Annotated in this window: 19 protein-coding genes; 5 read left to right on the top strand and 14 right to left on the bottom strand. The window is 59.5% G+C overall.

Features of this window, described 5'->3' with window-relative positions; genetic code table 11:
• Positions 1-16: 16 nt before the first annotated feature.
• Both I5L79_RS01320 and I5L79_RS01315 read left to right on the top strand, forming a co-directional pair.
• A complete protein-coding gene (locus tag I5L79_RS01320; RefSeq protein WP_196953212.1) occupies positions 17-154 on the top strand; it encodes a hypothetical protein in 138 nt (45 codons plus the stop codon).
• Positions 151-1,863, top strand: coding sequence for a sodium:solute symporter (locus I5L79_RS01315; protein ID WP_196953211.1), 1,713 nt, complete (start codon positions 151-153; stop codon positions 1,861-1,863). The genes I5L79_RS01320 and I5L79_RS01315 overlap by 4 nt, the downstream gene beginning before the upstream one ends.
• Before the next feature lie 143 nt (positions 1,864-2,006).
• Here I5L79_RS01315 and I5L79_RS01310 read toward each other — a convergent pair whose 3' ends face one another.
• The 6 genes from I5L79_RS01310 to I5L79_RS01285 all read right to left on the bottom strand — a co-directional run bounded on the left by I5L79_RS01310 (position 2,007) and on the right by I5L79_RS01285 (position 8,345).
• Complete coding sequence (locus tag I5L79_RS01310; protein ID WP_196953210.1) at positions 2,007-2,927, bottom strand: DUF2911 domain-containing protein; 921 nt, start codon at positions 2,925-2,927, stop codon at positions 2,007-2,009.
• Positions 2,928-3,006: 79 nt separating this feature from the next.
• On the bottom strand, positions 3,007-3,558 hold the full coding sequence (locus I5L79_RS01305; protein WP_196953209.1) for a hypothetical protein: 552 nt from the start codon (positions 3,556-3,558) through the stop codon (positions 3,007-3,009).
• Entirely contained in the window at positions 3,479-4,282 is an 804-nt protein-coding gene (locus tag I5L79_RS01300) for a hypothetical protein (protein WP_196953208.1), read from the bottom strand. Before I5L79_RS01300 ends, I5L79_RS01305 begins: the two co-directional genes overlap by 80 nt.
• Positions 4,283-4,391: 109 nt before the next feature.
• Positions 4,392-6,224 carry an ABC transporter ATP-binding protein gene (locus tag I5L79_RS01295; protein WP_196953207.1) on the bottom strand — a complete coding sequence of 611 codons (1,833 nt, stop codon included), beginning with the start codon at positions 6,222-6,224 and terminating at the stop codon, positions 4,392-4,394.
• Positions 6,225-6,347: 123 nt separating this feature from the next.
• Positions 6,348-6,806, bottom strand: a complete 459-nt coding sequence (locus I5L79_RS01290) for an energy transducer TonB (protein WP_196953206.1) — start codon at positions 6,804-6,806, stop codon at positions 6,348-6,350.
• Positions 6,807-6,860: 54 nt separating this feature from the next.
• On the bottom strand, positions 6,861-8,345 hold the full coding sequence (locus I5L79_RS01285) for a sodium:solute symporter (RefSeq protein ID WP_196953205.1): 1,485 nt from the start codon (positions 8,343-8,345) through the stop codon (positions 6,861-6,863).
• A 274-nt stretch (positions 8,346-8,619) separates the two neighbouring features.
• Between I5L79_RS01285 and I5L79_RS01280 the strand changes: the two genes are divergently transcribed.
• Entirely contained in the window at positions 8,620-10,083 is a 1,464-nt protein-coding gene (locus I5L79_RS01280; RefSeq protein ID WP_196953204.1) for a T9SS type A sorting domain-containing protein, read from the top strand.
• 86 nt (positions 10,084-10,169) lie between these two features.
• Here I5L79_RS01280 and I5L79_RS01275 read toward each other — a convergent pair whose 3' ends face one another.
• On the bottom strand, positions 10,170-11,186 hold the full coding sequence (locus tag I5L79_RS01275; protein ID WP_196953203.1) for an MBL fold metallo-hydrolase: 1,017 nt from the start codon (positions 11,184-11,186) through the stop codon (positions 10,170-10,172).
• 92 nt (positions 11,187-11,278) lie between these two features.
• Here I5L79_RS01275 and I5L79_RS01270 point away from each other — a divergent pair, with 92 nt between their 5' ends.
• Together I5L79_RS01270 and I5L79_RS01265 are read left to right on the top strand one after the other, a co-directional pair.
• The gene (locus I5L79_RS01270; RefSeq protein WP_196953202.1) at positions 11,279-11,935 is read left to right on the top strand and encodes a hypothetical protein; all 657 of its coding nucleotides are present in this window, start codon (positions 11,279-11,281) and stop codon (positions 11,933-11,935) included.
• 85 nt (positions 11,936-12,020) lie between these two features.
• Positions 12,021-12,752, top strand: coding sequence for a Bax inhibitor-1/YccA family protein (locus I5L79_RS01265; protein WP_196953201.1), 732 nt, complete (start codon positions 12,021-12,023; stop codon positions 12,750-12,752).
• A gap of 123 nt (positions 12,753-12,875) precedes the next feature.
• Here the strand turns inward: I5L79_RS01265 and I5L79_RS01260 are convergent, their stop codons facing one another.
• The 7 genes from I5L79_RS01260 to I5L79_RS01230 all read right to left on the bottom strand — a co-directional run bounded on the left by I5L79_RS01260 (position 12,876) and on the right by I5L79_RS01230 (position 24,664).
• Positions 12,876-14,729 carry a M61 family metallopeptidase gene (locus I5L79_RS01260; protein ID WP_196953200.1) on the bottom strand — a complete coding sequence of 618 codons (1,854 nt, stop codon included), beginning with the start codon at positions 14,727-14,729 and terminating at the stop codon, positions 12,876-12,878.
• 197 nt (positions 14,730-14,926) lie between these two features.
• Complete coding sequence (locus tag I5L79_RS01255; RefSeq protein WP_196953199.1) at positions 14,927-15,586, bottom strand: class I SAM-dependent methyltransferase; 660 nt, start codon at positions 15,584-15,586, stop codon at positions 14,927-14,929.
• Between the two features lie 129 nt (positions 15,587-15,715).
• Positions 15,716-16,768: a LacI family DNA-binding transcriptional regulator gene (locus I5L79_RS01250; RefSeq protein WP_196953198.1), complete on the bottom strand. Its 1,053-nt coding sequence runs from the start codon at positions 16,766-16,768 to the stop codon at positions 15,716-15,718.
• Between the two features lie 298 nt (positions 16,769-17,066).
• A complete protein-coding gene (locus I5L79_RS01245; protein ID WP_196953197.1) occupies positions 17,067-18,566 on the bottom strand; it encodes a glycoside hydrolase family 30 protein in 1,500 nt (499 codons plus the stop codon).
• A gap of 100 nt (positions 18,567-18,666) precedes the next feature.
• Entirely contained in the window at positions 18,667-20,808 is a 2,142-nt protein-coding gene (locus tag I5L79_RS01240) for an RICIN domain-containing protein (protein WP_196953196.1), read from the bottom strand.
• A 185-nt stretch (positions 20,809-20,993) separates the two neighbouring features.
• Entirely contained in the window at positions 20,994-23,117 is a 2,124-nt protein-coding gene (locus I5L79_RS01235; RefSeq protein WP_196953195.1) for an RICIN domain-containing protein, read from the bottom strand.
• A 92-nt stretch (positions 23,118-23,209) separates the two neighbouring features.
• Complete coding sequence (locus I5L79_RS01230) at positions 23,210-24,664, bottom strand: glycoside hydrolase family 30 protein (RefSeq protein WP_196953194.1); 1,455 nt, start codon at positions 24,662-24,664, stop codon at positions 23,210-23,212.
• Positions 24,665-24,667 lie beyond the last annotated feature (3 nt).

Genomic DNA, 24,667 nt, shown 5'->3' with positions numbered 1-24,667 from the left:
AGCACAGCCGCAACTCATGACTTCATCCAACGCTTCTGCCGACGACAAACCGCCGTTGCTGCCTTCCTGGCGGGCCTGGTACTGGCTGGTGCTGGGGGCGTTGGCGGTGGAAGTGGCCTTTTTTACGTACCTCACCCGCAGCTTCGCCCCATGAGTTTCCTCGACTGGCTGGTGCTGGGTGGCACGCTGCTGTTTATTGTGGGCTACGGCACCTGGCGCACCCGGCGGGCGGGCAACTCTTTGGATGGCTATCTGCTGGGCGGGCGGCAGGCGCGGTGGTGGGGCGTGGGGCTGAGCATTATGGCTACCCAGGCTTCGGCCGTCACGTTCCTGAGCTTGCCCGGCCAGGCCTACGCCGACGGGATGCGCTTTATCCAGTTTTACTTCGGGCTGCCGCTGGCCATGGTGCTCATTGCGGTGGTGGCGGTGCCCATCTACAGCCGGTTGGGCGTGTACACTGCCTACGAGTTTCTGCAAACCCGCTTCGACCGGCGCACCCGCACGCTGGCGGCGGGGCTGTTTCTGGTGCAGCGGGGTTTCAGCAACGGCCTGAGTTTGTACGCCCCGGCGCTGGTGCTGTCGGCCATTCTGGGCTGGGATACCACGCTCACGGTCTGCCTGCTGGGCGCGGTTATGATTACCTACACGGTAAGTGGGGGCACCCGCGCCGTTACGGTCACGCAGCAAGGGCAAATGGCCGTTATCTTCACCGGCATGGTGGTGGCGGGCTACCTGCTGGTGCACTACCTGCCAGCCGGTGTGGGCTTCACCGATGCCCTACACGTGGCGGGCCGCATGGGCAAGCTCAACCTGGTCGATTTTAACTTCGATTGGGAAAACCGCTACAACTTCTGGACCGGCATGACGGGTGGCCTGTTTCTGGCCCTGTCTTACTTCGGCACCGACCAAAGCCAGGTGCAGCGGTATTTATCAGGGCAGAGCATTACCCAAAGCCGGCTAGGCTTGCTGCTGAACGGGCTGGTGAAGGTGCCCATGCAGTTCGGAATTCTGCTGGTGGGGGTGCTGCTGTTCGTGTTCTACCTGTTTCAGCCTGCTCCGCTGTCCTTCAACCGGCCGGTGTATGAGCAGGTGCGTATGAACTCCGCGGCAGCCCCCGAAATGGCCCGTTTAGAAAAGGAATACGCCCAGGTGCAGCAGGCTCAGCAGGCCGCCGCCACGGCCCTGGTAGCCGCCCGCCACGCCCAGGATGCGCCTACCCAGGCCCGGGCTGAGCAGCGCCTGCAAACCACCCAGGCAGCCGCCGCCGGCCTCCGCACCGACTGGAAAGCTCTGGTGCAGCGCACCGCCCCCACCGCCGACGCGAAAGACACCGACTACGTGTTTTTGTCCTTTGTGCTGCGCTACCTGCCCCAGGGCGTGGTAGGGCTACTGCTGGCCGTGGTGCTGAGCGCGGCCCTCGGCAGCGCCAGCAGCGGCCTCAACTCCCTGGGCTCCACCACCGTCATCGACTTGTACCGCCCTTTCACGCGCCGCCCGCTGGCCCTCTGCACCGACAAGCACCTGGTGCGCGTGTCGCGCGGAGCCACGGTGGGGTGGGGGATGCTGGGCATTGGGTTTGCCCTGTTCGCGGCCCGCATGGAAAACCTGATTCAGGCCGTCAACATCCTGGGTTCCTTGTTTTACGGTACCATCCTAGGCATTTTCGCGGTGGCCTTTTTTCAGAAGCACGTGCACGGCCGGGCCGTGTTCTGGGCGGCCGTAGTGACGCAGGTGGCCACGCTGCTGGCCTTCTGGCTGACGGATATTGCCTACCTGTGGTACAACGTGCTGGGCTGCTTTCTGGTGATGGGGCTGGCGGAGCTGGGGCAGCGGGCCTCACCCCCCGGCCCCCTCTCCCGTTGAGAGGGGGAGCTAGGCGCCCGGCCTGCGCGGCTACTGCGGCTCGCGCCTTCGTAGCCGCTACCGCTTTCGAGCGTTTTCAGGCATGAAAAAGCCTGCTTCCTTTTTTAGGAAGCAGGCTTTTTTGCCGGTTAGGGGCGACTGGCTTACAGCTTGCCGTCTTTCTTGGCCTGCACCATGAGTTGGTCGTTCATCACGGCGTAGTCGTTGTTTTTGGCGTCGAGGGCTAGCTTCTTCGACTGCTCGGCGGCCGTTACGGCGCCTTTGTAGTCTTTCATTTTCAGCCGGATTTTAGCCTCCGTATGCACGTTCCAGAACTTGGGGTCGGTGGCGTTGGCTTTCTGCATCCAAGCCAGGGCCTGCTTCAGGTCCTTATCGTTGTCGTAGTAGTAAGCCGCGGCGGCTGCCAGGTCGTTGGCATTCGGCGAGGCATTTTTGATGACTTTCTCGTCAATCTGCGCCATCACCTTGGTTTCTACATCCGAGGAGATTTTGAACTTGGCACCCGTCAGCTCCCACTCCATGGCTACGTTGGCCGTAGCGGGCGTGAGGTCGGTGAAGTTGATGGTGAAGGTTTCGACTTTGCCTTGCTTGGGCGCCGTGATTTTCTCGGCAATCAGGCCGGGCAGCATGTACGACTTCACCGTGAAGCGCGCCACGTCCTCATCGTCCTTGAAGCCGTCGACATCCGCGCCCTGTTTGGTGCTTTTGTTGAGCACGACAATCCACTCGTTCTTTTTGGGGATGGTGTAGATGCCGTATTCACCGGCGGGTACTTTCTTGCCTTCCACCGTCACGTCGTCCGAAAACTTGATGCTGGTAGTGGCATTGGCACCCGTGCGCCAGCGCTTGTCGTAAGGCACCAGCCCGCCAAATGCCTTGCGTCCGCGCAGGCTGGGGCGGGAGTAGGTGATGGTTACGTCGGTGAGGCCCACGCGCTGCTGGATGGTGCTCTTGGGCGAAGCGGCGGGCGTATTGAGCTGGGCCTGTGCCGAGGAAACAGTCAGGACAAACGCGCCAGCCAGGGCGGTGCCGGCCAGCAAAGTGTTACGGGAAATAGCGTACATGGAAGCGGGTGAAGTGGGGTTGATACGGGGTAAAAGTACGGCTTTCGGGGTATAATAAACCGCCCGCTGCGGGCAAGCGTCAAGCTACTTCCCAATCAGCAAGAAGTCCGGGCGGCACTACCAGATTATCAGCAGGAAGGTAGCTGAGCAAGGTCTGTCGCGCCTCGGTATTTGGCAGGTTGGTCAGCGTCAGGTAGTAACAGTCTTCTACGGAAGTATACAGCAATAGCCACTTCCCAATCAGTTGCAGGCGGTAAAAATCCGTCCAGCGGTAATACGCCGTCTGGTCCGGCCAGTGTACTTCCACACCTTCTGAGCGTACTGAATACCCCGTAGGATGCAGGCGGACCGCAAACTGTCGATAGGCCTTCCGGTATTCCCACCATTGATGCAGCAGGCTTAGGCCGGTTAGTATAGCGGCCAGCAGGGCCCAAGCCAGCCATTTCTTCGGCCCAAAAATCCAATAGACAGTACCCGACGAAAGTGTGAACCCGAGCCACAGCTGGAATTTCTTTTTCCAGGAGTCCGACGTAGCCGGCTTACGCGGGCGGTTAGTGTTGCGCTGGTGCTGCTGCGTCTGGTGAATCAGCTGATATTCGGCGAAGGTGGGTGGTGAAGAGGGCACGTTCATATAGCTCCCAATAACGGTCTTGCCGCCCGGTTATCAGCTTAATGCCGCGTCCCATATAGTTACAGGCAAGCAATTCCATTACCGCCATCACGCGACTGGCCTGGGCATGCTGATCGGGCCTAATGGCAAAGGGCTGCGAATCCAGTTTTTGATGAAGTTGACTGATCAGGGCTGGCATCGGCGTCACGCCGGGCAGAGTGGGCTCATGCAGTGGCGGAGCATCCATCAAAGCAGAAGGTTCTCCTACTACCTGCTCAATTAATGTATGCGTAATAGCCGTTATATAATCGTCTAGCTGATGATTATCAGAGGTTGGTGGAATGCCCGTCGACAGCCGAAAACGCTGAGAAGGGGCAGTGTCCAGCCAGGCAGGCATTTGCTCAATATCCTGGTTGATGACGTTGAGCTGCTGCAGCTGACTTAGCTGGTGCGGGGTGAAGGTAACGCCGTGCAAACGAGCTACCCGTTGTACCGCAGCCGCCAGGAGGCTAGGGTAGCCAGTAATGTAGGTACGCTGGCTGGCATCAATATGAATAACGGCACGGCTGCCAAAATGAGCGTGTATGCCATCATCACTCAGACTATAAGGAGAGAAAATGGTGCGCGGCACGGGCTCGGCCATTGGACGTGATAACTGCGCCCCGCAGATCAAAAGCAGGATTCCTGCTAGGGGACCAAGGTCGGGCAGGATAATAGCAGAGCGGCGGGTACGATGTACAAGCATAGTAAATAGGTTTGCCTGCCTAACGCGCGTCTGTTAACTTTCAATATGCCATAAAGCAGAAAGGAGAAGCCCGGCTCCTCCTTTCTGCTTTTCCTAAACCTCTCTGCTACTACGTCAACTCAAACTGGAGCTTCAGCAGGTTGGCGTAGAGGCCGTTTTCGTTTTCGCTGAGCTCCTCGTGGGAGCCTTGCTCCACGATGCGGCCGCCATCGATAACCAGGATTTTGTCCACTTTACGGATGGTGCTCAGGCGGTGCGCGATGATGATGCTGGTGCGGTTCTGCATGAGCTCGTCCATGGCCTGCTGCACCAGCTTTTCGCTTTCCGAGTCGAGGGCGGAAGTGGCCTCATCGAGGAGCAGGATAACGGGGTTTTTCAGGATGGCCCGGGCAATGGCCACGCGCTGGCGCTGCCCGCCCGAAAGCTTGATGCCCCGCTCGCCCACCACCGTATCCAGGCCCTCGGGGAAGGAGCTGATAAACTGCCAGGCATTGGCCCGCCGGGCTGCATCAATAACGTCGGCGTCGGGGGCACCGGGGCGGCCGTAGAGGATGTTTTCGCGGATGGTGCCGCCGAACAGCATGGTTTCCTGGGGAACAATACCGATGTGCTGGCGCAGCTCCGTCAAGTCAAGAGAGTTGATGTCGTGCCCATCGATGCTGATGCGGCCGGCACTCAGCTCGTAGATGTGCATCAGCAGCTGCACGATGGTGCTCTTGCCCGCGCCCGACGGCCCCACAAGTGCCACCTTTTCCCCGGCTTCAATGCGGAAGCTGATGTCCTTGAGCACCGGTAGATCAGGGCGGGTAGGGTAGCGGAACTCCACGTGGTCGTACGCAATGTTGCCACGCAGGTGCAGGGCAGGCACGTTGGCCGGGCGCGGCTGGTGCACGGGCTCCGAGGTTTCATCCAGGATTTCGAGCAGGCGCTCCGAGGCGCCCAGACTGCTTTGAATCTTGCCGTACATCTCACCCAGCCCGGCCACCGAGGCACCGATGAACATGGTGTAGAGAATGAACGATACCAGGTCGCCCATGTCCAGGTGGCGCGGGTCGGAGAGGGGCAGCTCCACATAGGTAGCGCCGCGCCAAAGCACCAGGAAGATGCCTCCAAAGATGGCCACGATGATAAACGACACGAAGCCCCCGCGGTACAAGCTCGATTTCAGGGCGGCCTGTACGGTGCGGCTCAGCCCCTCCCCGTAGCGCTTTACTTCGTGCTGCTCGCTGGCAAACGCTTTCACCGAACTAATGCCCTGCAGCGTTTCCTCCACAATGACGTTGGTTTTGGCCAGTTCGTCCTGGGTTTGCTTGGCGAGCTTTCGTATGCTGCGCCCAAACAGAAACGCCAGCAGCACAAGCGGCGGAAACGTAGCCAGCATAAACAACGACAGCCGCCACGACTCCCACATGATAAAGGCCACGCCGGCCAGCAGCGTCAGGATCTGGCGCAGAAACTCGGCCAGCGTGAGCGTGAACGTGTCCTGAATGTTGGCTACGTCGGAGGTCAGGCGGGAGGTGATTTCGCCCACCCGACGCTGCTCAAAAAATGGAATGGGCAGCGTGACGAGCTTCTGGTAGAGCGTGCGGCGGATGTCGCGCACGGTAAACTCGCTGACCCGCGAGAAAAAGTAAATCCGGAAAAAGGAAAAAATTCCCTGCAGCAGCACCACGCCAAACAGCACCAGCGCAATGCCGGTAATGGTCTTGGGCACGAATGGCGGCAGTGCGGCCGTCTGGTGGTTGGCAATGTTGACGATGTAGCCCAGCATCTTGGGCATCACCATCGTGGAAACACTGCTAAGCAGCAGCAGCAGCAGGCCCGCTATGAAGGACGCCTTATAGGGTAATACAAAGCGGAAAATCCGCAGCCCGCGCTGGAAGTTTTCTTTGGTAAGCTTGACCTTGGGGACATCGGCTCCCGACTGGCCACTGGTATTCATTCCGCTTCTGGCTGCCATTCTACTGGGTTAGAGCTTAGATAGGAGAACTGAGAACTTAGATTTTTGACTGGTGCCTTATGGCCGCTAAGCTCTGGGTTCTCACTTCTAGGTTCTAAGACTCGTTTACTCAAATTTTACTTTACCCTTTTCAATTTCCAGGTTGGCGGCTGAGCCGAAGGTGAAGGGCAGCTGCACCGGCATGGCCAGGGTTTCGCCCTTGCGCTTGGCTGGCAGCCAGGCCGGCATCATCTGTAGCACGCGCAGGGCTTCGGCGTCGCACTCCGGCGTAAGGCCCTGAATGATGTGCGGATCCGTTACGCGCCCATCGGCTTCCACCCGGAAGCCCATCAGCACCTGCCCCGTAACTCCTTTGACGCGCGCGGCCTCCGGATACTGGATGTTCATCTGCAGAAACTCGCCCAAGGCCTCGGCGCCGCCCGGGAACTTGGGCAGCACATCGGGCCGGTTGGCGGAGGAATGACGCGGCACGCCCCGCTGGCCGGGTTTCAGCACCGTGGTTTGCTGAGCCCGGGCCACCTGGGCCGAAGCTACGAGCAACAAGATGAAGAACAGATGTTTCATGGAGGGCGGGGCAATAAGGAGTGCAAAGGTACACCGACTTCCCCTAACCCCCGGCTAGGCGGCGGGGTTCAATTCGACGACCTGGCGCGGGCGCGAAATGGCCAGCAGCCCCAGGAAGGTAATCAGCCCGTTGAGCATCAGAATCTCGAAGCCAAACTTGTAATCCCACCATGCCACGGAGTGCTCGTTGATAAACCATGTCAGGAGCGGGGCCACCACGCACACGGGCAGCACCAGCTTGTCGTGCAGGCCGCGGCGCGTGAAGATGCCAAATGAAAACAGCCCCAGCAGCGGCCCATACGTGTAGCCCGCCGCCTTAAATACGGAGGTAATAACGCTCTGGTCGTTGATGGCCCGGAAGATCAGGATAATGATGATCAGCACGATGGAAAAACCGAAGTGCGTGAGGTGGCGCAGCCGCTTCTGGCGCTGTTCGTCGTACTGCTGGATATCGAGCATATCCACGCAAAACGAGGTGGTGAGGGCCGTGAGGGCAGAGTCGGCGGAGGCGTAGGTGACGGCAATGATGCCCAGGATGAACACGATGCCCGCAAACAGGGAGAAGTGGTTGGTAGCCAGCAGCGGAAACACGTTGTCGCCGATAACCTTACCGGTATCCGGATTCATCGGCAACTGAATGCCCTTGGCGGCGGCAAACTGGTAGAGCAGTACGCCCAGCGACAGGAAAAACACATTCACCACCACAATAGCCAGCGTAAACCAGAACATATTTTTCTGAGCATCGGGCAGGGAGCGGCAGCTCAGGTTTTTCTGCATCATGTCCTGGTCGAGCCCGGTCATCACGATGGTGATAAACGCGCCCGAGGCAAACTGCTTCCAGAAGAACTTGTCGTCCTTGGGGTCGGAGAAGTAGATCTGCGACATGGTGCTTTCCTTCACCGTTTTCACCAGGCCGGCAAAGCCCAGGTTCAGCTCGTCGGCCATGAGGTAGATGCTCACGCCCACGCACAGCAGCATGGCCATGGTCTGGAAAGTGTCGGTCCAGAGGATTGTTTTGAGTCCGCCACGGAAGGTGTAGAGGTAAATCAGCAGGATGCTGATGGTAACCGTGACGGCAAACGGCACGCCCAGCCCATCGAACACGGCCAGCTGCAGCACGCCCGCCACCAAGAACAGCCGGAACGCCGCGCCCACGGCCCGGGAAATCAGGAAAAACAAGGCCCCGGTTTTGTAGCTCCAGAACCCGAACCGCTGCTCCAGGTAAGTGTAGATGCTCACCAGCCGCAGCCGGTAGTAAAGCGGCATGAGCACGGTGCCAATCACGAGGTAGCCCACAATGTAGCCCAGCACCACGGCCATGTAGCTCCAGCTTTGGGAGGCCACCATGCCGGGAATAGAGATGAAGGTGACGCCCGACAGGGAGGTGCCAATCATGGCAAAGGCCACCATGTACCAGGGCGCGTTGCGGTTGGCAATGAAGAACGACTCACTCGTGGCTTTGCGCGAGGTCAGAATCGAGATGATGATGAGTACAACGAAGTAGCCCGCAATGAGGCTAAGCACGAGGGTAGGGGACATGAGCTGGGCGGTTAGCTTTTGGCGGTTAGCTGTTGGTAAAAGGGCCACGCATCACTCAACCGAAAAAGGATAGCAAAGCTACTATTCCCAAGGCAGGTTCGCATAATGGGGTGTTTCATCAGTGGCTTCCATAGAAGAAAACGGATATCAGATAGGGAATTTGTTAGCAATAACTCAGGTAGGCTGCTATATTGCAGGTAGTTATTGCTAATGGCGCCATGGCTCCCCTGCTTGATGTAGCGCACCCATCATTTCACTTTCCTATCTATTTCGCATGAAACAAACAGTACTCGCTTTATTGCTTTTCGGCGTGGGCGTCGTCCAGGCTCAGGCCCAGGCTCCCGCATCCTATTTGCCACCGGTGCCTTCACGGCAGGCAGGCCTGCCCGCGGCTAAACGTAGTGTCCAGGTTCTCGGCGCTGCTGTTACGGACCCGAACGTCAACCACATGGAGTACTTATGGGATGACGCTAAGGGCACCTGGGCGCTGCCACCGGCCAAAATACAGGTGGAGCGGGATGCCAAAGACCGGATCATCCGCATCACCAGTACCGACTCACTGACCGGGGCACCCAGAGCGCGTAGGCTCATTACCCAGGATTTCAACGGCGTGCCAGATCAGGTTGAAGTAATTTTCCAGGGAGTGGAAAACGGCCAGTGGGTGAACTCTTCGCGGCTGCAATTTACGCCCAACCCGAAGGCCATGCCAGGTGGTTTTTATTACAACGACAATGAACTCACTGAGTACTGGAAAAACGGGGCCTGGGAGCCCTGGATTAAAATAGAATCTGCTCTTGATGAGCATAGTAACCCGGTATCTGCTGGGGTCACTCTCTGGCAAAATGGTACCGTTGTACAGCTGGAGAAATGGAGCGTAGTGACTACATACGATGCCAGCAACCGGATAACTGAGCTAGTATGTAAACAGTGGATTGGCAACGGGAAAGACCCTTCCCAGGAAATGAAAGTTCTCTATACGTACACCGGCACCGCTACTTCCTTCACAGATAGAACGGATTACCTCACCTATAAAACCAATGGGGTGGTCACGTCTGAAACCTCTTCTCAGGCCCACCAGGAAATGGATGCGCAAGGCCGGCTGGTGTTACAAGAGATTCGGGACTTGGATAAAAACACGCAAAGCTGGAGTATTCGTGAGCGTACCGTAAAATCCTACAGCGGAGGCACCACGACCTCTGTATATCAGGCCAAGAAAGATGGTAACCTGGTAAACATAGCCCGAGCTGTTGAGCAAACAGATAGCAAAGGCAATGTAACCGAGCGAATGAGTTATACACCCGCAGGTACCGACTGGAAGCTGGCAGCAGGGTCTGAGCGTTTCGTGCGGCGCTACAATGCCCAGGGTGAGTTGGTGCAGCAGGTAACGCAAATCAATACAGAGCAAGCTCCCGAAGTATTTACGAATGTTACGATGAATACCTATATGCAGGGTACCGCCCTGGCGGCCCGGCCGAAAGAGCTGAATGGTACCGTTGCCCTATACCCTAATCCAACGGGTGCCAACGCCTCTTTGCAGCTTACCGGATTGCGCGGAACCGAACCGGTACTGGTGGAGGTGTTCAACACCGTAGGCCAACTGGTACAGCGTCAGCGGGTGACGCCCGTTGGTGGAGCGGGTACCTGTCTGCTGCCGGTGCAGGAGTTGCGCAGCGGCGTATATACCGTGCGGCTGAGCACCAGCGCTGGAACCAGCACGCAGCGCCTGGTACGGCAATAAACTAGTTGCTTTTCGGAGTATGTATCCTGAAAAACGCCCTGCCAGATCTGGCAGGGCGTTTTGGGTTTAACAGGGGGTGATGGTTTCTACTCCCAGTCCTGCCAACGTAGCACCTCACCCACAGCTGGGGCATGTAGCTGGCCCCGGAGCATGCCGCCGTGGGCTACCATTTCCAGCTCCCGCAAAGGTTCTGAGGCCGGCTCGTCGCTCAGGTCGAAGGTGCCGTGGTGCATGGGCACCACGTGGCCGGCGCGCAGGATATTGGCGGCTTTGGCCGCTTCGTGCGGGTTCACGTGGCTGAGCTGCATCATGTAGCCGGGCTTGTACGCGCCAATGGGCATCAGCACCACATCCAGGGGGCCGAACTGCTTTTCAATCAGCTCGAAGTGGCCGGCCATGGCGGTGTCGCCGGCGAAGTATAGCGTACGTCCCTCGGGCAGGCGGAGCAGGAAAGAGCCCCAGAGTACCTGGTTCATATCGGTGAGGCCGCGGCGGTGCCAGTGCGAGGCGGGCAGGTAAAACAGCTCAAACGGCGCCGCCGGTCCCAGGTCAAACGACTGCCACCAGCCGGCCTCCTGCACCGGCAGCGCGGGCGCCATACCGCGCAGCAGCCCGGCCATGCCCAGTGGCCCGAAGGCCTGCAGCTGCGGATTCTGACGAGCCACCAGCTGCACCGATTTTTCGTCCAGATGGTCGCGGTGGCCGTGGCTGAGCAGCAGGTAGTCGAGGCCGGTGAGCTGCTCGGGGCGGCAGGGCAGCGGGTGGCGGCGGCGCAAACCCAGGGAGGAGAACAGCACCGGGTCGAAGAACAGGGTGCGGCCAGCTATGCGCAGCAGAAACGAAGCGTGCCCCAGCCACACCAGCCCATCCTCTCGGCTTTCCAGAAAACCGGTGCAGTCCACCACCGCGGGCACCCAGGTATCGGCCTTCTTCTCTTCCTTCTGCGGGTTCTTGCTCAGCTGCCATTTGAGGACGGTGCCGAAGCTGGGCTCGTAGAGCTCCTCCCCGTTGCAGTATTCGCGCCCGATCATCTTGTTGCCGGGGTACTGGGGCAGAATGGTGGGTAGAGCAGGATTTCGGACAAAGCGCGGGGAGGAAGCCATACGCAAAAGTGAAGAGAAATTCGCCGGTTTGTGCCAGCCGCGTAGTCCGGCCACCCCGGAAATTTTGTATCTAGCTTGCCTATTCTATTCCGATGGCCGAGCTACGCACCTATCAGACCTTTCCCACCTCCGAAGCTGCCTATGGCTTAATTCTGCTGCTGGAGCAACACCGGATTCCTTTCGAAACGGTTTACAGCCGGCCATCCTTCAACGCCATTCTCGGCCACGATACTACCAGCCACCCGCAGCTGGAGGTAAAGCTGAATCCAGGGGACTTTGAAACGGTGCGCCAGCTGGAGGATGCCGCCAGCTTGCCCGAGCAAAGCTCCCTCCAGCCCGACTACTATCTGCTGAAATTCACGGATGATGAGCTGTTCGACGTGCTCACCAAAGCCGACGAATGGAGCAGCTACGACGTAACGCTGGCCCGGCAGCTGCTGCGCGAACGGGGCCACGATGTGTCGGCGGGGGTGATGGAGCGCCTGCGCCGCCAACGCTTGCATACCCTGGCCCGCCCCGAGAAAAGCCACCCCGGCTGGATAATTTCCGGCTACCTGATGGCCTTGCTGGGCGGTCTTATGGCTATTTTCATCGGCTGGCACCTCTATTCTCATCGTAAGCTGCTGCCCGATGGCTCCCAACGCTTCGGCTTCACACCCACTGACCGCCAGCACGGCCGCAACATTCTGGTGCTGGGCTGCCTGGCGGCTGTGGTATGGCTGGGGCTGGGTTTGTACCTGGGGTTTTAGCAGAGGCGGTTTGGTAGAATCCGCAACTTCCTGTAAGTTGAACCGGGCAACAGTGCTCACTTTTCACTTCTATCTTTTTTACTGTATGGATCAATTCATACCCGAGGAACAACCCGAGCAGCAGCTCGTCATCAGTGCTGAGGAAGCTGCCCAGGTGCAGGCCTCATTTATGCAGCAAGTGTACACCTGGATGGCCGTAGCCCTGGCCCTTACCGGGGGAGTGTCCCTGTTCGTGGGCGCTTCCCCGGTGGTACAGGAGCTGGTGTTTGGCACCCGCTTCGTGTTTCTGGGCCTGGTGCTGCTGGAGCTGGTAGTGGTTGGCTTTCTGTCGCGCAACGCATTTGAGTGGTCGGTTGGGAAAACCACGGCGGCTTTTGTGGGCTATGCGCTGCTCAACGGCATTACGCTGGGCGTCATTTTCCTGCTCTACACGGCCGATTCCATAGCGTCCACCTTCTTCGTCACAGCCGGCACGTTTGGGGTGATGAGCCTCTACGGCTACTTCACCGGCACCGACCTGTCGCGCTGGGGCAACCTGCTCATGATGGGCCTGATCGGACTTATTATTGCCTCCGTGGTCAATATCTTCTGGCTGAACTCGATGCTCTACACCATCACGTCCTACATCGGGGTGCTGCTGTTTGTGGCCCTCACGGCCTACGACACGCAGAAGGTGAAGAGCCTGGCCTTTCTGGGTTATGGCGAAGAGGATACCAGCACGAGTCAGAAAGCCGCCGTGCTGGGCGCCCTCACGCTCTACCTCGATTTCATCAACCTGTTTCTGTTCATTCTGCGCATCTTCGGCCGCCGCCGGTAGCACAGCAGGCTTGCCTCTAAAACAACAGCGGCTTCCGAACCCTCGGAAGCCGCTGTTGTTTTTATTAAGTACTGGAAGCTGCGAGAATCGGTAAAGACAACTGGGTAAAAGCCCGGTCAGCTTCTACTTCGCCTTCCCATTCAGCCAGGCAGCACGGAAAGCCAGCTGCTCAGCGGTGGGCTGCTGGCCAGCCTGCTCGGCGGTTACCACTTCCAGGGCGGCATCTTCCTGCAGGGTTACGGGCACCGTGCGCACCTGCCCGCGCGAGCGAACTTCCACCTGCACCACGTCGCCGGGCTTGTGCTTGCTCAGGAGCTTGTCGAAGGTTTTCTGGTCTTTCAGCTCCTTGCCATCCAGCTTCAGCAGCTGGTCGTTGCGGTCGAGGCCGGCGGTATACAGCGCATCGCCCAGCATGGTGGCAGAGAGGATGGTGAGCTGATTAGTGGGCGAAAACTGCAGCCGGGCGGCTCCCAGGCTCGGGCGGCCGGCGTGGGCTTTGCGCACTACCATACCGGCCGGAGCCAGCAGTGTGGCAAAATCGGGCAGGGTGTGGCCGAAAATATGCTCCCGGAAAAACCGACCGGCAAAGGCCGTGTCGCGGGTGGTTTCGCCCAGGATGCGCTGCAAATCGGCCAGGGAGTAGGGTCGGGCCGGGGCGTAGTCGCGCTGAGGCTGGCCGTGCTGCTGCCATACGGTCCGCATAAAGGCATCGAGGTCAGTCTTGAACCGCTGGCGCAGCTCTAGGTCCAGCGCCAGGGCCTTGGCTCCGCCGATGGTGTAGTAGCTCAAATAGGTATTCGGGCGGTTGTTGGGGTCGATGGCGGCGGCGGCATCCACGAAGGGGGCCTGCTGGCTCATGTGTACCGGCGAAAACCGCTTGGCGCCGGGCGCGTTCAAATGGTCATTCACCAGAAAGGACAAGCCCTCAGCCGCGTACCTGGCGTCGGAGTAGGCTCCGGAGCGGCGCAGCAGCAGGTCGCCGTAGTACTGGGTAAAGCCCTCAGCAAACCACAGGCTGTTGCTCATGTTAGCCTGGTCGAAGCGGAAGGGCTCCAGGTCGCGCGGGCGAATACGCTCCACGTTCCAGGCATGGAAAAACTCGTGCGACACGGTGCCCAGGTTGTCGAGGGCGCCGCCGTTGCGCAGGGGGCGCGGGTTGGTAACGGAGGTGGAGTTGCGGTGTTCCATCCCGTCGCTACTGGCCTGGGGCAGGTAGTCGGCCACGAAGGTGTAGCGCCCGAAGTCGAAGTCGGGCAGGCTGCCGAAGATGGCGGCGGCTTCCTTTACTATTTTCTTGGTTTGCTCGGCGTAGGCATCCAATTCGGCATCGGTGCCGTCGTGCAGCACTTTCAGCTCAATGGTTTTGCCCTGCTCCTGCCAGCTGCGCACCTTCTGCGGCCCCAGCGAAGTGGGCGAGTCCATGAGGTACTGCAAGTGAGGGGCGGTATATACGCCAGTCGTGCCGGTAGGCTGTAGTTGGGTAGCCACCTGCCAGTCGGCCGGCACATCAAAGCGCACTTCAGCCGGGCGTTGCTCCAGACCAGCAGCGTAAGCCAGGGTAGCCGGGATGTTGAGGTGGGCGTGCTGGGCGTCGATGCCCGCGTAGGTGCCGTCGGTCCGGTCGCCGTAGAGGGTGTAGCTGAACTGCACCGTGCCCTGGTGCGCCGGCACCGTCCACGAATACGGGTCGGGGTGGGTGAGGGCCAAGGGGCGGCCCTGGGCATCGGTAGCTTGCACGTCGTAGATGTTTTTGGCAAACTCGTGCAGGGCGTAGCGGCCGGGCGAGGAGCGGGCCATGTGTACCCGCAGGGGCTGGCCCGTAGGCAGCTCGCTGAACGTAACCTGCACCTGAGCCTCGTGGTGGGCGGCGTTGGGGAAGCTCAGGGCGTAGCGCACGGGCGCCTGCGCCAGGACCTCAGCTCCGAAGGCTAGGGACCCGGCCAGGGCCAACAGGAGAGAAACGGTAGATTTTGGCATAGAGCAGAAAGAGAAAAGAAGTCAACAAAGTAAATGTAGCAGACGTCCGACAACCAGCCTCACAGCCAGAGTTGGTCGACAGAAAAGCGCAGCAGGTTCCTCTTGCAACGGAAGAAGGACGGCAAACAAAGCCAGCTACAAGCCAACGGCGAAGCTATAGGCTAAGGGATACTGCGCGGCGGTCTAGCATTTCGGCCTCAGGCCTCGCGAAAGACGACCGTTTCCACCATCCCGCCAAATTCGTACTGGGGTGGCCCGGCTTGCAGGCCCAGCCGCGCCAGCTCTACCCGGATAGGCGGCAGCTGCCGCCCGCTGATGCCGGTAGTCAGCCCGAAAAACCAGTACATGAGGCGTAGCATCCCACGCTGCCACCAGGTGCGCGGAGGCGCAAAATCGGCCAGCAGCCAGGGAGCACCGGCGCGGCGGGCCTGATGGAGGCGGGCAACGAGCGGGCGCAGGCGAGGCAGGTCAAACAGGTCGAGAAAGAAAAACGTGAGCACCGCATCAAACTGCTCCTGGGGCTGGAGCGCCGCTTCGGTGCCCAGCCGGAACTCTACCTGGGGTAGCTGAGTGGGGCAGCGCCTTTGCAGTGTGCTCTGAGCACGCCGCAGCATCTGACCCGAGGCTTCGAGGTACAGCACGTGGGCGCAGGGGCAGCGGCGCAGCAGCTCGGGCAGCACCCAGCCCGTGCCACCCCCGATGATAAGCACGTGCGGTGCGCCCAAAGGCAGGTGCTCCAAGGCACGCAGTTGGGCCCTTTGCAGGCTGCGCCCAAACACCAGCCGGGCCAGCGGGTCGTAGAAAGCGGCTACCCGGTCGAAGCCGGAGTCGGGGAGGAAAGCAGGGAGGTCAGACATAGTTGTGACTCCGGTGTTAAACGGGAGCTTCCCTCCTTGCTGTTATCGGCCTGAGCACAGGTATAAACTTCTTCCTTGACCAGAAGCGGCTGTGTAAATGCAGTATTTCTACAATACAGTCCCTACTAGCTAAACCAGCCGGGATTCCCGGGAGCGGTGCAGCGACGAGTCCCGGATAACCAGCTCGGGCTTGAGCATAAGGTGAGGTGGGGAGTAAGCCGGACCGCGCTTGAGCAGCTGCAGAAACAGGCGCACGGCGGTTTCGCCCATTTGCTCGGCGCGCTGATCCACCACTGTCAGGCGGGGCTGCGTCATGGTAGTGAAGGGCTCATTGCTGAAGCAGGCCAGCGCAATATCCTGCGGCACGCGCAGGTTCTTTTCGCGCAGCACCTCCAGTGCCCCCACCGAGGGAATGGCGTAGGCCGCAAACACGCCGTTGAGCTCGGGCTCCAAAGCCAGTAAGTGCTGAATGCCGAGGCGGCCGGCATCGTGAGTAAGGGAGGGCAGGGCGTACACCCACTGCTCGTCGAAGGGCAGACCGTGGGCTTCGAGGGCGGCTTTATAGCCCAGGAAACGGTTGCGGCTGGTGTTCAGATGTTGCGGGCCTGCTAGGTGGGCAATGCGCGTGCAGCCCTGCTCAATAAGGTGAGTCGTAGCCTGGTAGGCACCCTGGTAGTCGTCCAGAATTACCGCCATGGTGTTGGGCAGCTCGGGCATGCGGTCGAAAAAAACCAGCGGCGTGCCTTGCAGGCGCACCTGCTCCAGGTGCTGGGTTTCCTGAAACGTGGTGGCCGACACCGACATCAGAATGCCCTCCACCTGCGCGGCCAGCAGGGCGTCGATGTTCTGCCGCTCCCGGCGCACATCTTCGTTCGACTGGCACATCATCAGGGTGAAGCCCTCCTGCGTGGCTACTTTCTCGATGCCGTTCATCACGGCCGGAAAAAAGTAGCCGTTGATGTGGGGCACAATCACGCCCAGGGTTTTGCTGTGGCCTTTACGCAGGGCCGCCGCCAGCTGGTTGGGCCGGTAGTTGAGCTCCTGAGCCGCCTGGCGGATTTTCTCCTTCGTGGCTTCGCTGATGTCCTTATGATTGGCCAACCCGCGCGACACGGTGGAGGTCGACAGCCCGAGTTGCTGGGCAATGTCGCGAATCGAAATTTTTTGCCGGGGAGCAGCCATATCGCAGCAAGTTTGATGAAGAAGAGTTTCCGCACTCTAAATAACGCAACCCCACCCATTCTGCAAGCTATGCCCGCAATTTTTCCGGAGCGTTGCGGAGAACAGGCAGCTGAAGTCGGAAGACAGGAGTGCCAGTCAGTATGCTGCCACCGCAAGAGTTGCGCTGAGCAAGTGGGCCTCTAACAGAACAGGCCAGACCCCTACTAGGAGCCTGACCTGTTTGCCAGGAGTTGTCAGCTGGATTTTTACAGCAGGGTAACGCCCGAGGGAAGCCTATAAGCTGGGAAGAACCAGCTGGCTACTTCACCACAAACGTGCTGATGGAATGCGGCAAACTCACGGCCGGAGCAGCCTGGCCATTGAGCCAAAGCGAGAAATCCTGCTGCTTGTCGGAGCTGTTCATCACCACCACAGCCACCGAGCCATCAGTATTCTGGAAGGCTGTGGTCTGCAGCCAGTCGCGGGTAGTGGCGCTGCTGATGCGCTTGGCCCCGGGCCGGATGAACTTGGAGAAGTGCCCGATGTAATAGTAGATGTTGGTGTAAATCAGCTTACCAGTGCGGGTATCGCCGATTAGTGGCGCGTAGCAGAAGTTCTTAACGTGGTTAGGGCCACCCTGTTCGTCGAGCAGGATGTTCCAGTCAGTCCAGCCTACGTTGCCGTTGTTGAAGTCGTTGATCATCGAGTAACCGTACTTCTCGCCAAGGGCCCAGTCGTTCACCTTGTTGAAATCGAACTTCTCGATGCAGGCCTCGGTGAGCATTAAATTCTTGTTGGGGTATGTTTCGCGCACGCGGCGCACGTTGTCGAACATCATGGAGCTTCCGGTCCAGGTTTCGTACCAGTGGTAGCCCACGCCCCACACGTACTGAGCGGCTTCGGGGTCGTCTAGGATGGTACTGGCGCGCTGGTACACCTGGTCACGGTTGTGGTCCCAGGCAATGAGCTTCCGGTCGCCCAGGCCGCTTTTCTTCAGGGTCGGGCCCAAATATCCCTTGATAAAGTCGCGCTCCTCCTCGGCCGTAAACACGCAGGATTCCCACGTCTGCACAGCCATGGGCTCGTTCTGGGTGCTCAGTCCCCATATGGGTATACCCTGGCGCTCATACTCTTTGATGAACTTTACGTAGTGGTCGGCCCAGGCTTGACGGTACTTGGGTAGCAGCTTACCGCCTTTAAGACGGTTACTGTTGTCCTTCATCCAGGCTGGCGGGCTCCAGGGAGCCACGTACATGGTTAGCTTACCACCGGCGGCGGCAATAGCCTGCTTGATGAAGGGAATGCGGTACTGCTCGTCGTGCTTGACGCTGAAGGTTTTCAGGCTCTCGTCCTTGTCAGCTATGTAGTCGTAGGGCGCCGTTGAGAAGTCGGAGCTGGCAATGGTAGTGCGAGCCAGGGTGTAACCAATACCTTCCTTGGGACTATAGTAGGCGCGCATAAACTCCTGCTGAACTGCTTTTGGCAGCTTGGCAAAGGTTTCGGCTGAGGCATCGGTGAGGGCCCCGCCAATGCCCAACACCGTCTGAAAGGTATGGTTGGGGTCAATAAACACGCACACCTGGGTTTCCAGAGGCTGCGGCAGGGGCTGGAAGCTTAGCTCACCGGCGGCAGCCAGGCGCTGGTTGGTGCTGGCGGCCGTGGTAAAGACCTGCACCTTGCGGCCTATGGCTGAGTAGGCTGGCGCTTTCGTGGCCGGCTTGGTCGTAGGCTTGGCGGCCGGTTTGGCGGCTTTCTGCGCTACAGCTCCCGTGGCCGACAAGGCCGCCAGCAGGAGAACGGAAAAAAACTTGGTTGACATAAAAAGAAAAATGCGGGGTGATTCCGCTAATACTGCCGGCCCGTAGCCACGGACCGGCAGTAGGTGAAAAAGCAAAGCAGGCTCCCGCTACGGCCGTCGGTTAGCGGCCAATGAGCAGGCGCCGTTGCAGCAGGCCCTCAGGAGTACCTACGCGCAGGCTGTATACGCCCGGAGGGAGTGAGGCCACGGCAAACGAGAAGTGGTTGAGGCCGGTCTGTACCGCGCGGTCTGGCCCCGAAAGTACGGAGCGGCCCAGTACATCTACCAACTGAATCTGTAATTTCTGGGCTTTGGGTGCCGTGTAGTCGAACGTGAGCTGGTCCTGCACTGTGGTAGGGTACAGCTGCAGGCGCGCATCCGCTTCGGGCGATACGGTAGCTAGTGCCGTACGGGCTGCGCCCTGGTCCGAGAACCACCAGCGCTGGCTGTTGTAGCCGCCCCAGGTCCACTGGTGCGCGGCTGCGCCGTCAGCAGTGGAGCCGTTTTCCACGTCCAGTGCCTTGCCGCTAAACTTGTTTATGAGGCGGTAGGTGCCGTCGCCGTTGCTTTCAATCTTCCAGTACTGGCTGTCCTGGCTGAGCCAGTCCCACTGGTGCGCCTTAGCGCCATCGGCCGTAGAGGGGCCGGCAATGTCCAGGCTCTTGTTGCTGTTCAGGTTCACGATGCGTACGTAGCCACCGCCGGCATCCACCAGCTTCCACTTCTGGCTGGCCGCGGCTACCCAGGTCCACTGCTGTACGCGGCCGCCATTCACCTGCGAGTTGTTCGATACCTCCAGGGCCTTGCCGCCGTTTTTGGAGCTGATTTCGTAGATGCGGCCAATAGCCGGGCCGCTGGGCGTAGCAGTGGTACCGTTGTAGTTGCCGCCGCCGGGGTAGTTTACGATGCCGTTCTGGTTGGGCGATACCGCCGCCACTGTGGTGTTGGGCACGCAGTTGGCAAACTGGATGTTGGTCAACACTTGGTTCAGGCCGGCGGGCCCGTCCACCACGTAGGGCGGGTTGATGTGCATGAAGGCCGGGTTGCTGATGTTCTCGAACCGCTTGTACGTCCAGTGGCACCAGCCAATACCCACCGAGTTCAGGTTCTTGGCCGCGTCGCGCATCCAGTTGTCGTTGTTCTCGCCGGTTTCACCCACCCAAATCGGCACGTTGTGGGTAGAGCGGAAGTTGCGCAGGTTGCCGATAAAGCGCAGGTCGTTGGCCCCGCCGCCGGTGGAGTTTACGCCGTTGTCCATCTCATAGCCCGTGCCGCTGTAGCGATGCGAGTTATACACCAGGTTGGAGCGGTTGGAGAAGGTAAACGGCTCCATGTAGTTGTAGTCGTTGCCCCAGCCATTGCCTTCCACCAAAATCAGGTGGTTGTCGCCATTGCCCCGTACCGTGGTAATCAGGCGCTGCAGTACGTCGTGAATTTTCTGATTGTTGGGGTAGTTGTTCGGCTCGTTGATCAGGTCGTACATAGCCACCCGCGAGTCGTTCTTGTACCGGTTCGATACAAACGCCCAAAGGCGGTTCAGCACATCCTGGTTGATCTGGCGGTTCCAGAGGTCGTTGGCCACAATCTGGTCGGCAATGTTGGCGTCGGTGCCTTGGGAGCCGGGCACAGCGTGCATATCCAGCACCACATACATGTTGTTGGCCTGGGCCCAGGCCAGGGTATTGTCAATCATGGCCAGCGCCGCCATGTTGGCTGGGTCGGTGAAGAGCTGGTTGTTGTTGTACCAGCTTGTAAGCTGACTCACGTACGAGTCGTAGGTCACGGTGCCGCGCATCACGCTGCTGCGCACGGCCCGCTGGGCGGGCGTCAGAAACAGCTCGTAGTGCAGGGGCAGGCGCACGCAGTTAAAGCCCTTGGAGGCAATGTAGTCGAGGTCGGGCTTGGTAATGAAGTTGGCGCGGTAGTTCTGGTAGAAGGTTTCCACGGCCGCATCGGTCATGCCGGCGTTGTAGAGGCTCTTTTTTACCGCGCCCTGCGTCTGCTTCGTGGTACCATTTATCGTGGCCCCAGGCCAGCCCACTTTCATCATGTAGCCTTCCTGCACGGCCCAGTTGCCCAGGTTCATGCCGTTGAGAATAACCTCCTGGTTGCTGGCATTCACAATGCGTTGCCCATCGGCGCGTAGAAAGCTTTGAGCGTCGGCCTGCTGGCTGAGGCCCAGGCTGGCCAGGAGCACGGGCAGCAGGTGCCGGCCGCGCCGCACACCGGTGCGCAGGGCCTTGAGAAAGGTAGGGGTGTTCATGGTTGTGGGTGTTTTGGGTATGGAAAGAAAGGGGGAGCCAGAACAAAGAACAGGTGTGCGGAGAGCGGGTAGTGGGCGCGGAAAGCGGAAGAAAATCGAGTAGTTAGTAAGAAGAGAAGAGGTAGGGTAATGCCACCAGCCGCGCTGCCGCGCCCGAGGGTGGCCGGCACTTGCCGGGGGGTGAGTTAGTGGGCAATGAGCAGACGCCGGTTCAGCAAGCCCTCGGCGGTATGCACCCGCAGGCTATACAGGCCGGCCGGAAGGGCGGCCACGGCAAACCGGAGTCGGGTAGAATCCGCCCGTACGGCTTTATCGGCCCGCAACACGGTGCGGCCCAGCGCATCCACCAGCTCCACCCGGAGCTGCTGCGCCTGGGCGGCCGTGTAATCAAACGCCAGCTGCTCCCGTACCGTGGTCGGGTAGAGCTGCAGCCGGGCATCGGCTTCGGGGCTCACAGCCAGCCGGGCTGCCAGAACCTCACCCTGATCCGAGAAAAGCCAGCGCTGGTTGTTGAGCAGCGCATAGGTGCGCTGCTGCACGGCGGCCCCATCGGCGGTAGAGCTATTCTGTACCTCGAGAGCCTTGCCGCTGAACTTGTTGATGATGCGGTAGGAACCGTCGCCGTTGCTCAAAATTTGCCAGTACTGGCTGTCCTGGCTGAGCCAGTCCCACTGATGCGCCTTAGCGCCATCGGCAGTAGAAGGGCCGTCAATGTCAAGGCTTTTGTTGCTGTTGATGTTCACAATGCGCACATAGCCGCCGCCGGCATCCACCAGCTTCCATTGCTGGTTGGCCGTACCCGCCCAGGTCCATTGCTGCACCGGGTCGCCATTGGTGGTAGCGGTAGATGCTACTTCAAGGGCCTTATTGCTATTCTTGGAGCTGATTTGGTAGATGCGCCCAATAGTTGGGCCGCTCGGCGCCACGGTACCATAGTAGTTACCGCCATCGGGGTAGTTTACAATGCCGTTCTCATTAGGCGACACAGCCGCCACGGTGGTGTTGGGCACGCCGTTGGCGAAGCGAATGTTGAGCAGCACCTGGTTGAGGCCATCGGGCCCGTCTACCACGTAGGGCGGGTTGATGCGCATGAAGGCAGCATTGTTGCGGTCCTCAAAGCGCTTGTAGGTCCAATGGCAATAACCAATACCCACCGAGTTCAGGGCTTTAGCCGCATCCTGCATCCAGGTAAACGTGTTTTCCCCGGTTTCGCCTACCCAGATGGGCACGTCGTTATCGATGCGAAACTTCTTCATGGTACCAATGAAGCGCAGGCTGTTGGGGCCACCGCCGGTGGAGTTCACGCCGTTGTCGAGCTCGTAGCCCGTGCCGCTGTAGCGGTGCGAGTTGTACACCAGGTTGGCGTTGTTGGAGAAGGTGCGCTTCTCCATGTAGTTATAGTCATTGCCCCAGCCGTTGCCTTCCACCAAAATCAGGTGGTTGTCGCCCTGCGCCCGCACGGTATTAATCAGCCGCTGAAACACGTCATGGATCTGCTGATTGCTGGGTACGTTGTTCGGCTCGTTGATGAGGTCGTACATGGCAATGCGCGCGTCGTTCTTGTATCGGGCCGCAATGGTGCTCCATAACCGGTCGGTTATATCCTGGTAAATGGTTTTGTTCCAGAAATCCAGGGGCGTGAGGGAGTCGGATATGTTGGCATCCGTTCCCTGGGAGCCGGGCGCGGCGTGCAGGTCCAGCACCACGTACATCTTGTTGGCAGCCGCCCAGGTCAGGGTGTTATCAATGAGGCGCACCGCTTCCATGCTGGCCGCGTCAGTGAACAGCTGATCAGCATTATACCATTCGGTAAGCTGGCTCACGTACGAAGCATAGGTTACCGTTCCCCGAATCACACTATTGCGCACAGCCCGTTGGCTGGGCGTCAGGAACAGATCATAGTGCAGGGGCAGGCGCACGCAGTTAAAGCCCTTGGAGGCAATGTAGTCGAGGTCGGGCTTGGTAATGAAGTTATTGCGGTAGTTCTGGTAGAAGGCTTCCACTTCCGCGTCGCTCATGCCCGCGTTGTAAAGCGCCTTTTTTACCGTGCCCTGGGTCTGCTTGCCGTCGATGCCGGGCCAGCCGGGCTTGATGATGTAGCCTTCCTGCAAAGCCCAGCCTCCCAGGTTCATGCCGTTGAGAATAACCTCCTGGTTGCTGGCATTCACGATTTTGGTGCCGCTGGCCCGCAGGAAGCTTTGGGCATTGGCCTGCCGAACGAAGCCTAAACCAGCTAAGAGCACAAGCAGCAGGCATAGCCCACGCAGAATGCTGGTTTTTAGTATCGATAAGCGAGAGGTAACAGGCATATTCTTGGAGTTCGATTAGAAGAAAAGCGGGAAGCCAGAACAAAGACCAAAGGGCGTGTTGATGGCCTGTTAAAAATCTTGTAATGAATCGATTACCACACGTAAGTGGCCACGGAGCCACTAGCCAGCGTGGTGGTTGCTTCTTTGCCGCGGTAGGCAATGCTGAAGGTTTGGGTGGCGCCGGTGTTCTGCACAATGAGCACCTTCTGGCCATTGGGGTTTTTAAAGGCCACGTTGGGCAGCGTGCCGGGCAGGTTGGTATCGATGCGCACCGAGCCGGGCCGCACAAACTTGCTGGCGTGAGCAATGACGTAGTAAGCCGGGTTGCGGCTCACGGTGCCCCCGTTGATGGTAAGAGCGCCCAGGCAAGTAGAGCAGCCGCCCTCGGTATGGGGGCCGTAGTTCTGATCGGCGGCCAAATTCCACTCCAGCACGTTGCGGCTCCAGTTGCGCGTGGCCCCAATGATGAGGGTACCAATGTGCCAGCCGAAGTCCCCGGCGAAGTTGCCCGGGCCGCCTATCCATTGCTCAGTGAAGTACACGTTCTTGCTGGGGTAGGCGTTATGTACCTGGGTCAGGGCATCAATGCTACCACCGTAGAGGTGAAAGGCCGAGCCATCAGCGTACTTGTTGGCGGTGGCGTTGGCCAGGATTTCCAGCGGGTAGTCGGTGCGGTCGGCGTTGTGGTCGTAGAGAATAATCTTGGTGCTGAGTCCGGCCGCCTGCAACGCCGGCCCGAGGTAAGTGCCAATGAAAACGGCCTGCTGGGCTGCCGTCATGTGCATGCTGGGGTTGTTGCCATCGTGGAGCGGCTCATTCTGCACCGTAATGGCATCCAGCCGTACGCCTTCCGCCTGCATGCTTTTCAGGTACTTGACGAAGAACTGCGCGTACACGCTGTAGTATTCGGCCTTCAGGGAGCCGCCTTTGTAGCTGCCGTTCGTTTTCATCCAGGGCGGCGCCGTCCAGGGCGAGCCAAGGATCTTGAGGTCGGGGTTGATAGCCAGGATTTCCCGCAGCACCGGCAGCAGATCCTTCTGCTCTTCGGCCAGGGTGAACTTCTCCAGCGTGGGGTCGGTCTGGCCCGCCGGCAGGTCGTTGTAGGTAAACGGCCGCTCACTCAGGTCGGAGGCCCCAATGCTGATGCGCAGGTAGCTGGTGCCGATGTTGGTGTCGTCGGTAGCAAACAGCTCCCGCAGCAGCGCCGCGCGGTTGGCATCGGGCAGCTGATGAATAAGCGTAGCGCTGCCGCCCGTGAGTGTGTATCCGAAGCCGTCGATGCCCTGGTAGGTGGTGGTGGTATCAACCACGATGGTCGCGCCGCTGGTAGTCCCGTCCTTGAAATTCAGAACCTGGGTGCTTTTCTGGAACAGCATCGACTGGTCGGTCGTCGTCAGCCACGTGGCTACCTGCGAGGGGCCGGTTTCTACGGGTGGCTGGGGCGGCACCGGCTTAGGGTCGGGCCCGTCGGAGCCACCGCCACAGCCGCTGAGCACCAGTGCGCTGAGGAGCGTAGTGCCCACGTAGCCTGCCAGAATCTTATGCATAAG

The organism is Hymenobacter guriensis, assembly GCF_015773195.1.
GTDB lineage: Bacteria > Bacteroidota > Bacteroidia > Cytophagales > Hymenobacteraceae > Hymenobacter > Hymenobacter guriensis.
The sequence above is the reverse complement of the archived record's forward strand: the minus strand, read 5'-3'. Positions and strand labels throughout refer to the sequence as shown.

What these genes read in the sequence shown, in the direction of transcription:
- I5L79_RS01320 (WP_196953212.1), top strand. Translation starts at nt 17, where the DNA reads ATGACTTCATCCAACGCTTCTGCCGACGACAAACCGCCGTTGCTGCCT.
- I5L79_RS01315 (WP_196953211.1), top strand. Translation starts at nt 151, where the DNA reads ATGAGTTTCCTCGACTGGCTGGTGCTGGGTGGCACGCTGCTGTTTATT.
- I5L79_RS01310 (WP_196953210.1), bottom strand. Translation starts at nt 2,927, where the DNA reads ATGTACGCTATTTCCCGTAACACTTTGCTGGCCGGCACCGCCCTGGCT.
- I5L79_RS01305 (WP_196953209.1), bottom strand. Translation starts at nt 3,558, where the DNA reads ATGAACGTGCCCTCTTCACCACCCACCTTCGCCGAATATCAGCTGATT.
- I5L79_RS01300 (WP_196953208.1), bottom strand. Translation starts at nt 4,282, where the DNA reads ATGCTTGTACATCGTACCCGCCGCTCTGCTATTATCCTGCCCGACCTT.
- I5L79_RS01295 (WP_196953207.1), bottom strand. Translation starts at nt 6,224, where the DNA reads ATGAATACCAGTGGCCAGTCGGGAGCCGATGTCCCCAAGGTCAAGCTT.
- I5L79_RS01290 (WP_196953206.1), bottom strand. Translation starts at nt 6,806, where the DNA reads ATGAAACATCTGTTCTTCATCTTGTTGCTCGTAGCTTCGGCCCAGGTG.
- I5L79_RS01285 (WP_196953205.1), bottom strand. Translation starts at nt 8,345, where the DNA reads ATGTCCCCTACCCTCGTGCTTAGCCTCATTGCGGGCTACTTCGTTGTA.
- I5L79_RS01280 (WP_196953204.1), top strand. Translation starts at nt 8,620, where the DNA reads ATGAAACAAACAGTACTCGCTTTATTGCTTTTCGGCGTGGGCGTCGTC.
- I5L79_RS01275 (WP_196953203.1), bottom strand. Translation starts at nt 11,186, where the DNA reads ATGGCTTCCTCCCCGCGCTTTGTCCGAAATCCTGCTCTACCCACCATT.
- I5L79_RS01270 (WP_196953202.1), top strand. Translation starts at nt 11,279, where the DNA reads ATGGCCGAGCTACGCACCTATCAGACCTTTCCCACCTCCGAAGCTGCC.
- I5L79_RS01265 (WP_196953201.1), top strand. Translation starts at nt 12,021, where the DNA reads ATGGATCAATTCATACCCGAGGAACAACCCGAGCAGCAGCTCGTCATC.
- I5L79_RS01260 (WP_196953200.1), bottom strand. Translation starts at nt 14,729, where the DNA reads ATGCCAAAATCTACCGTTTCTCTCCTGTTGGCCCTGGCCGGGTCCCTA.
- I5L79_RS01255 (WP_196953199.1), bottom strand. Translation starts at nt 15,586, where the DNA reads ATGTCTGACCTCCCTGCTTTCCTCCCCGACTCCGGCTTCGACCGGGTA.
- I5L79_RS01250 (WP_196953198.1), bottom strand. Translation starts at nt 16,768, where the DNA reads ATGGCTGCTCCCCGGCAAAAAATTTCGATTCGCGACATTGCCCAGCAA.
- I5L79_RS01245 (WP_196953197.1), bottom strand. Translation starts at nt 18,566, where the DNA reads ATGTCAACCAAGTTTTTTTCCGTTCTCCTGCTGGCGGCCTTGTCGGCC.
- I5L79_RS01240 (WP_196953196.1), bottom strand. Translation starts at nt 20,808, where the DNA reads ATGAACACCCCTACCTTTCTCAAGGCCCTGCGCACCGGTGTGCGGCGC.
- I5L79_RS01235 (WP_196953195.1), bottom strand. Translation starts at nt 23,117, where the DNA reads ATGCCTGTTACCTCTCGCTTATCGATACTAAAAACCAGCATTCTGCGT.
- I5L79_RS01230 (WP_196953194.1), bottom strand. Translation starts at nt 24,664, where the DNA reads ATGCATAAGATTCTGGCAGGCTACGTGGGCACTACGCTCCTCAGCGCA.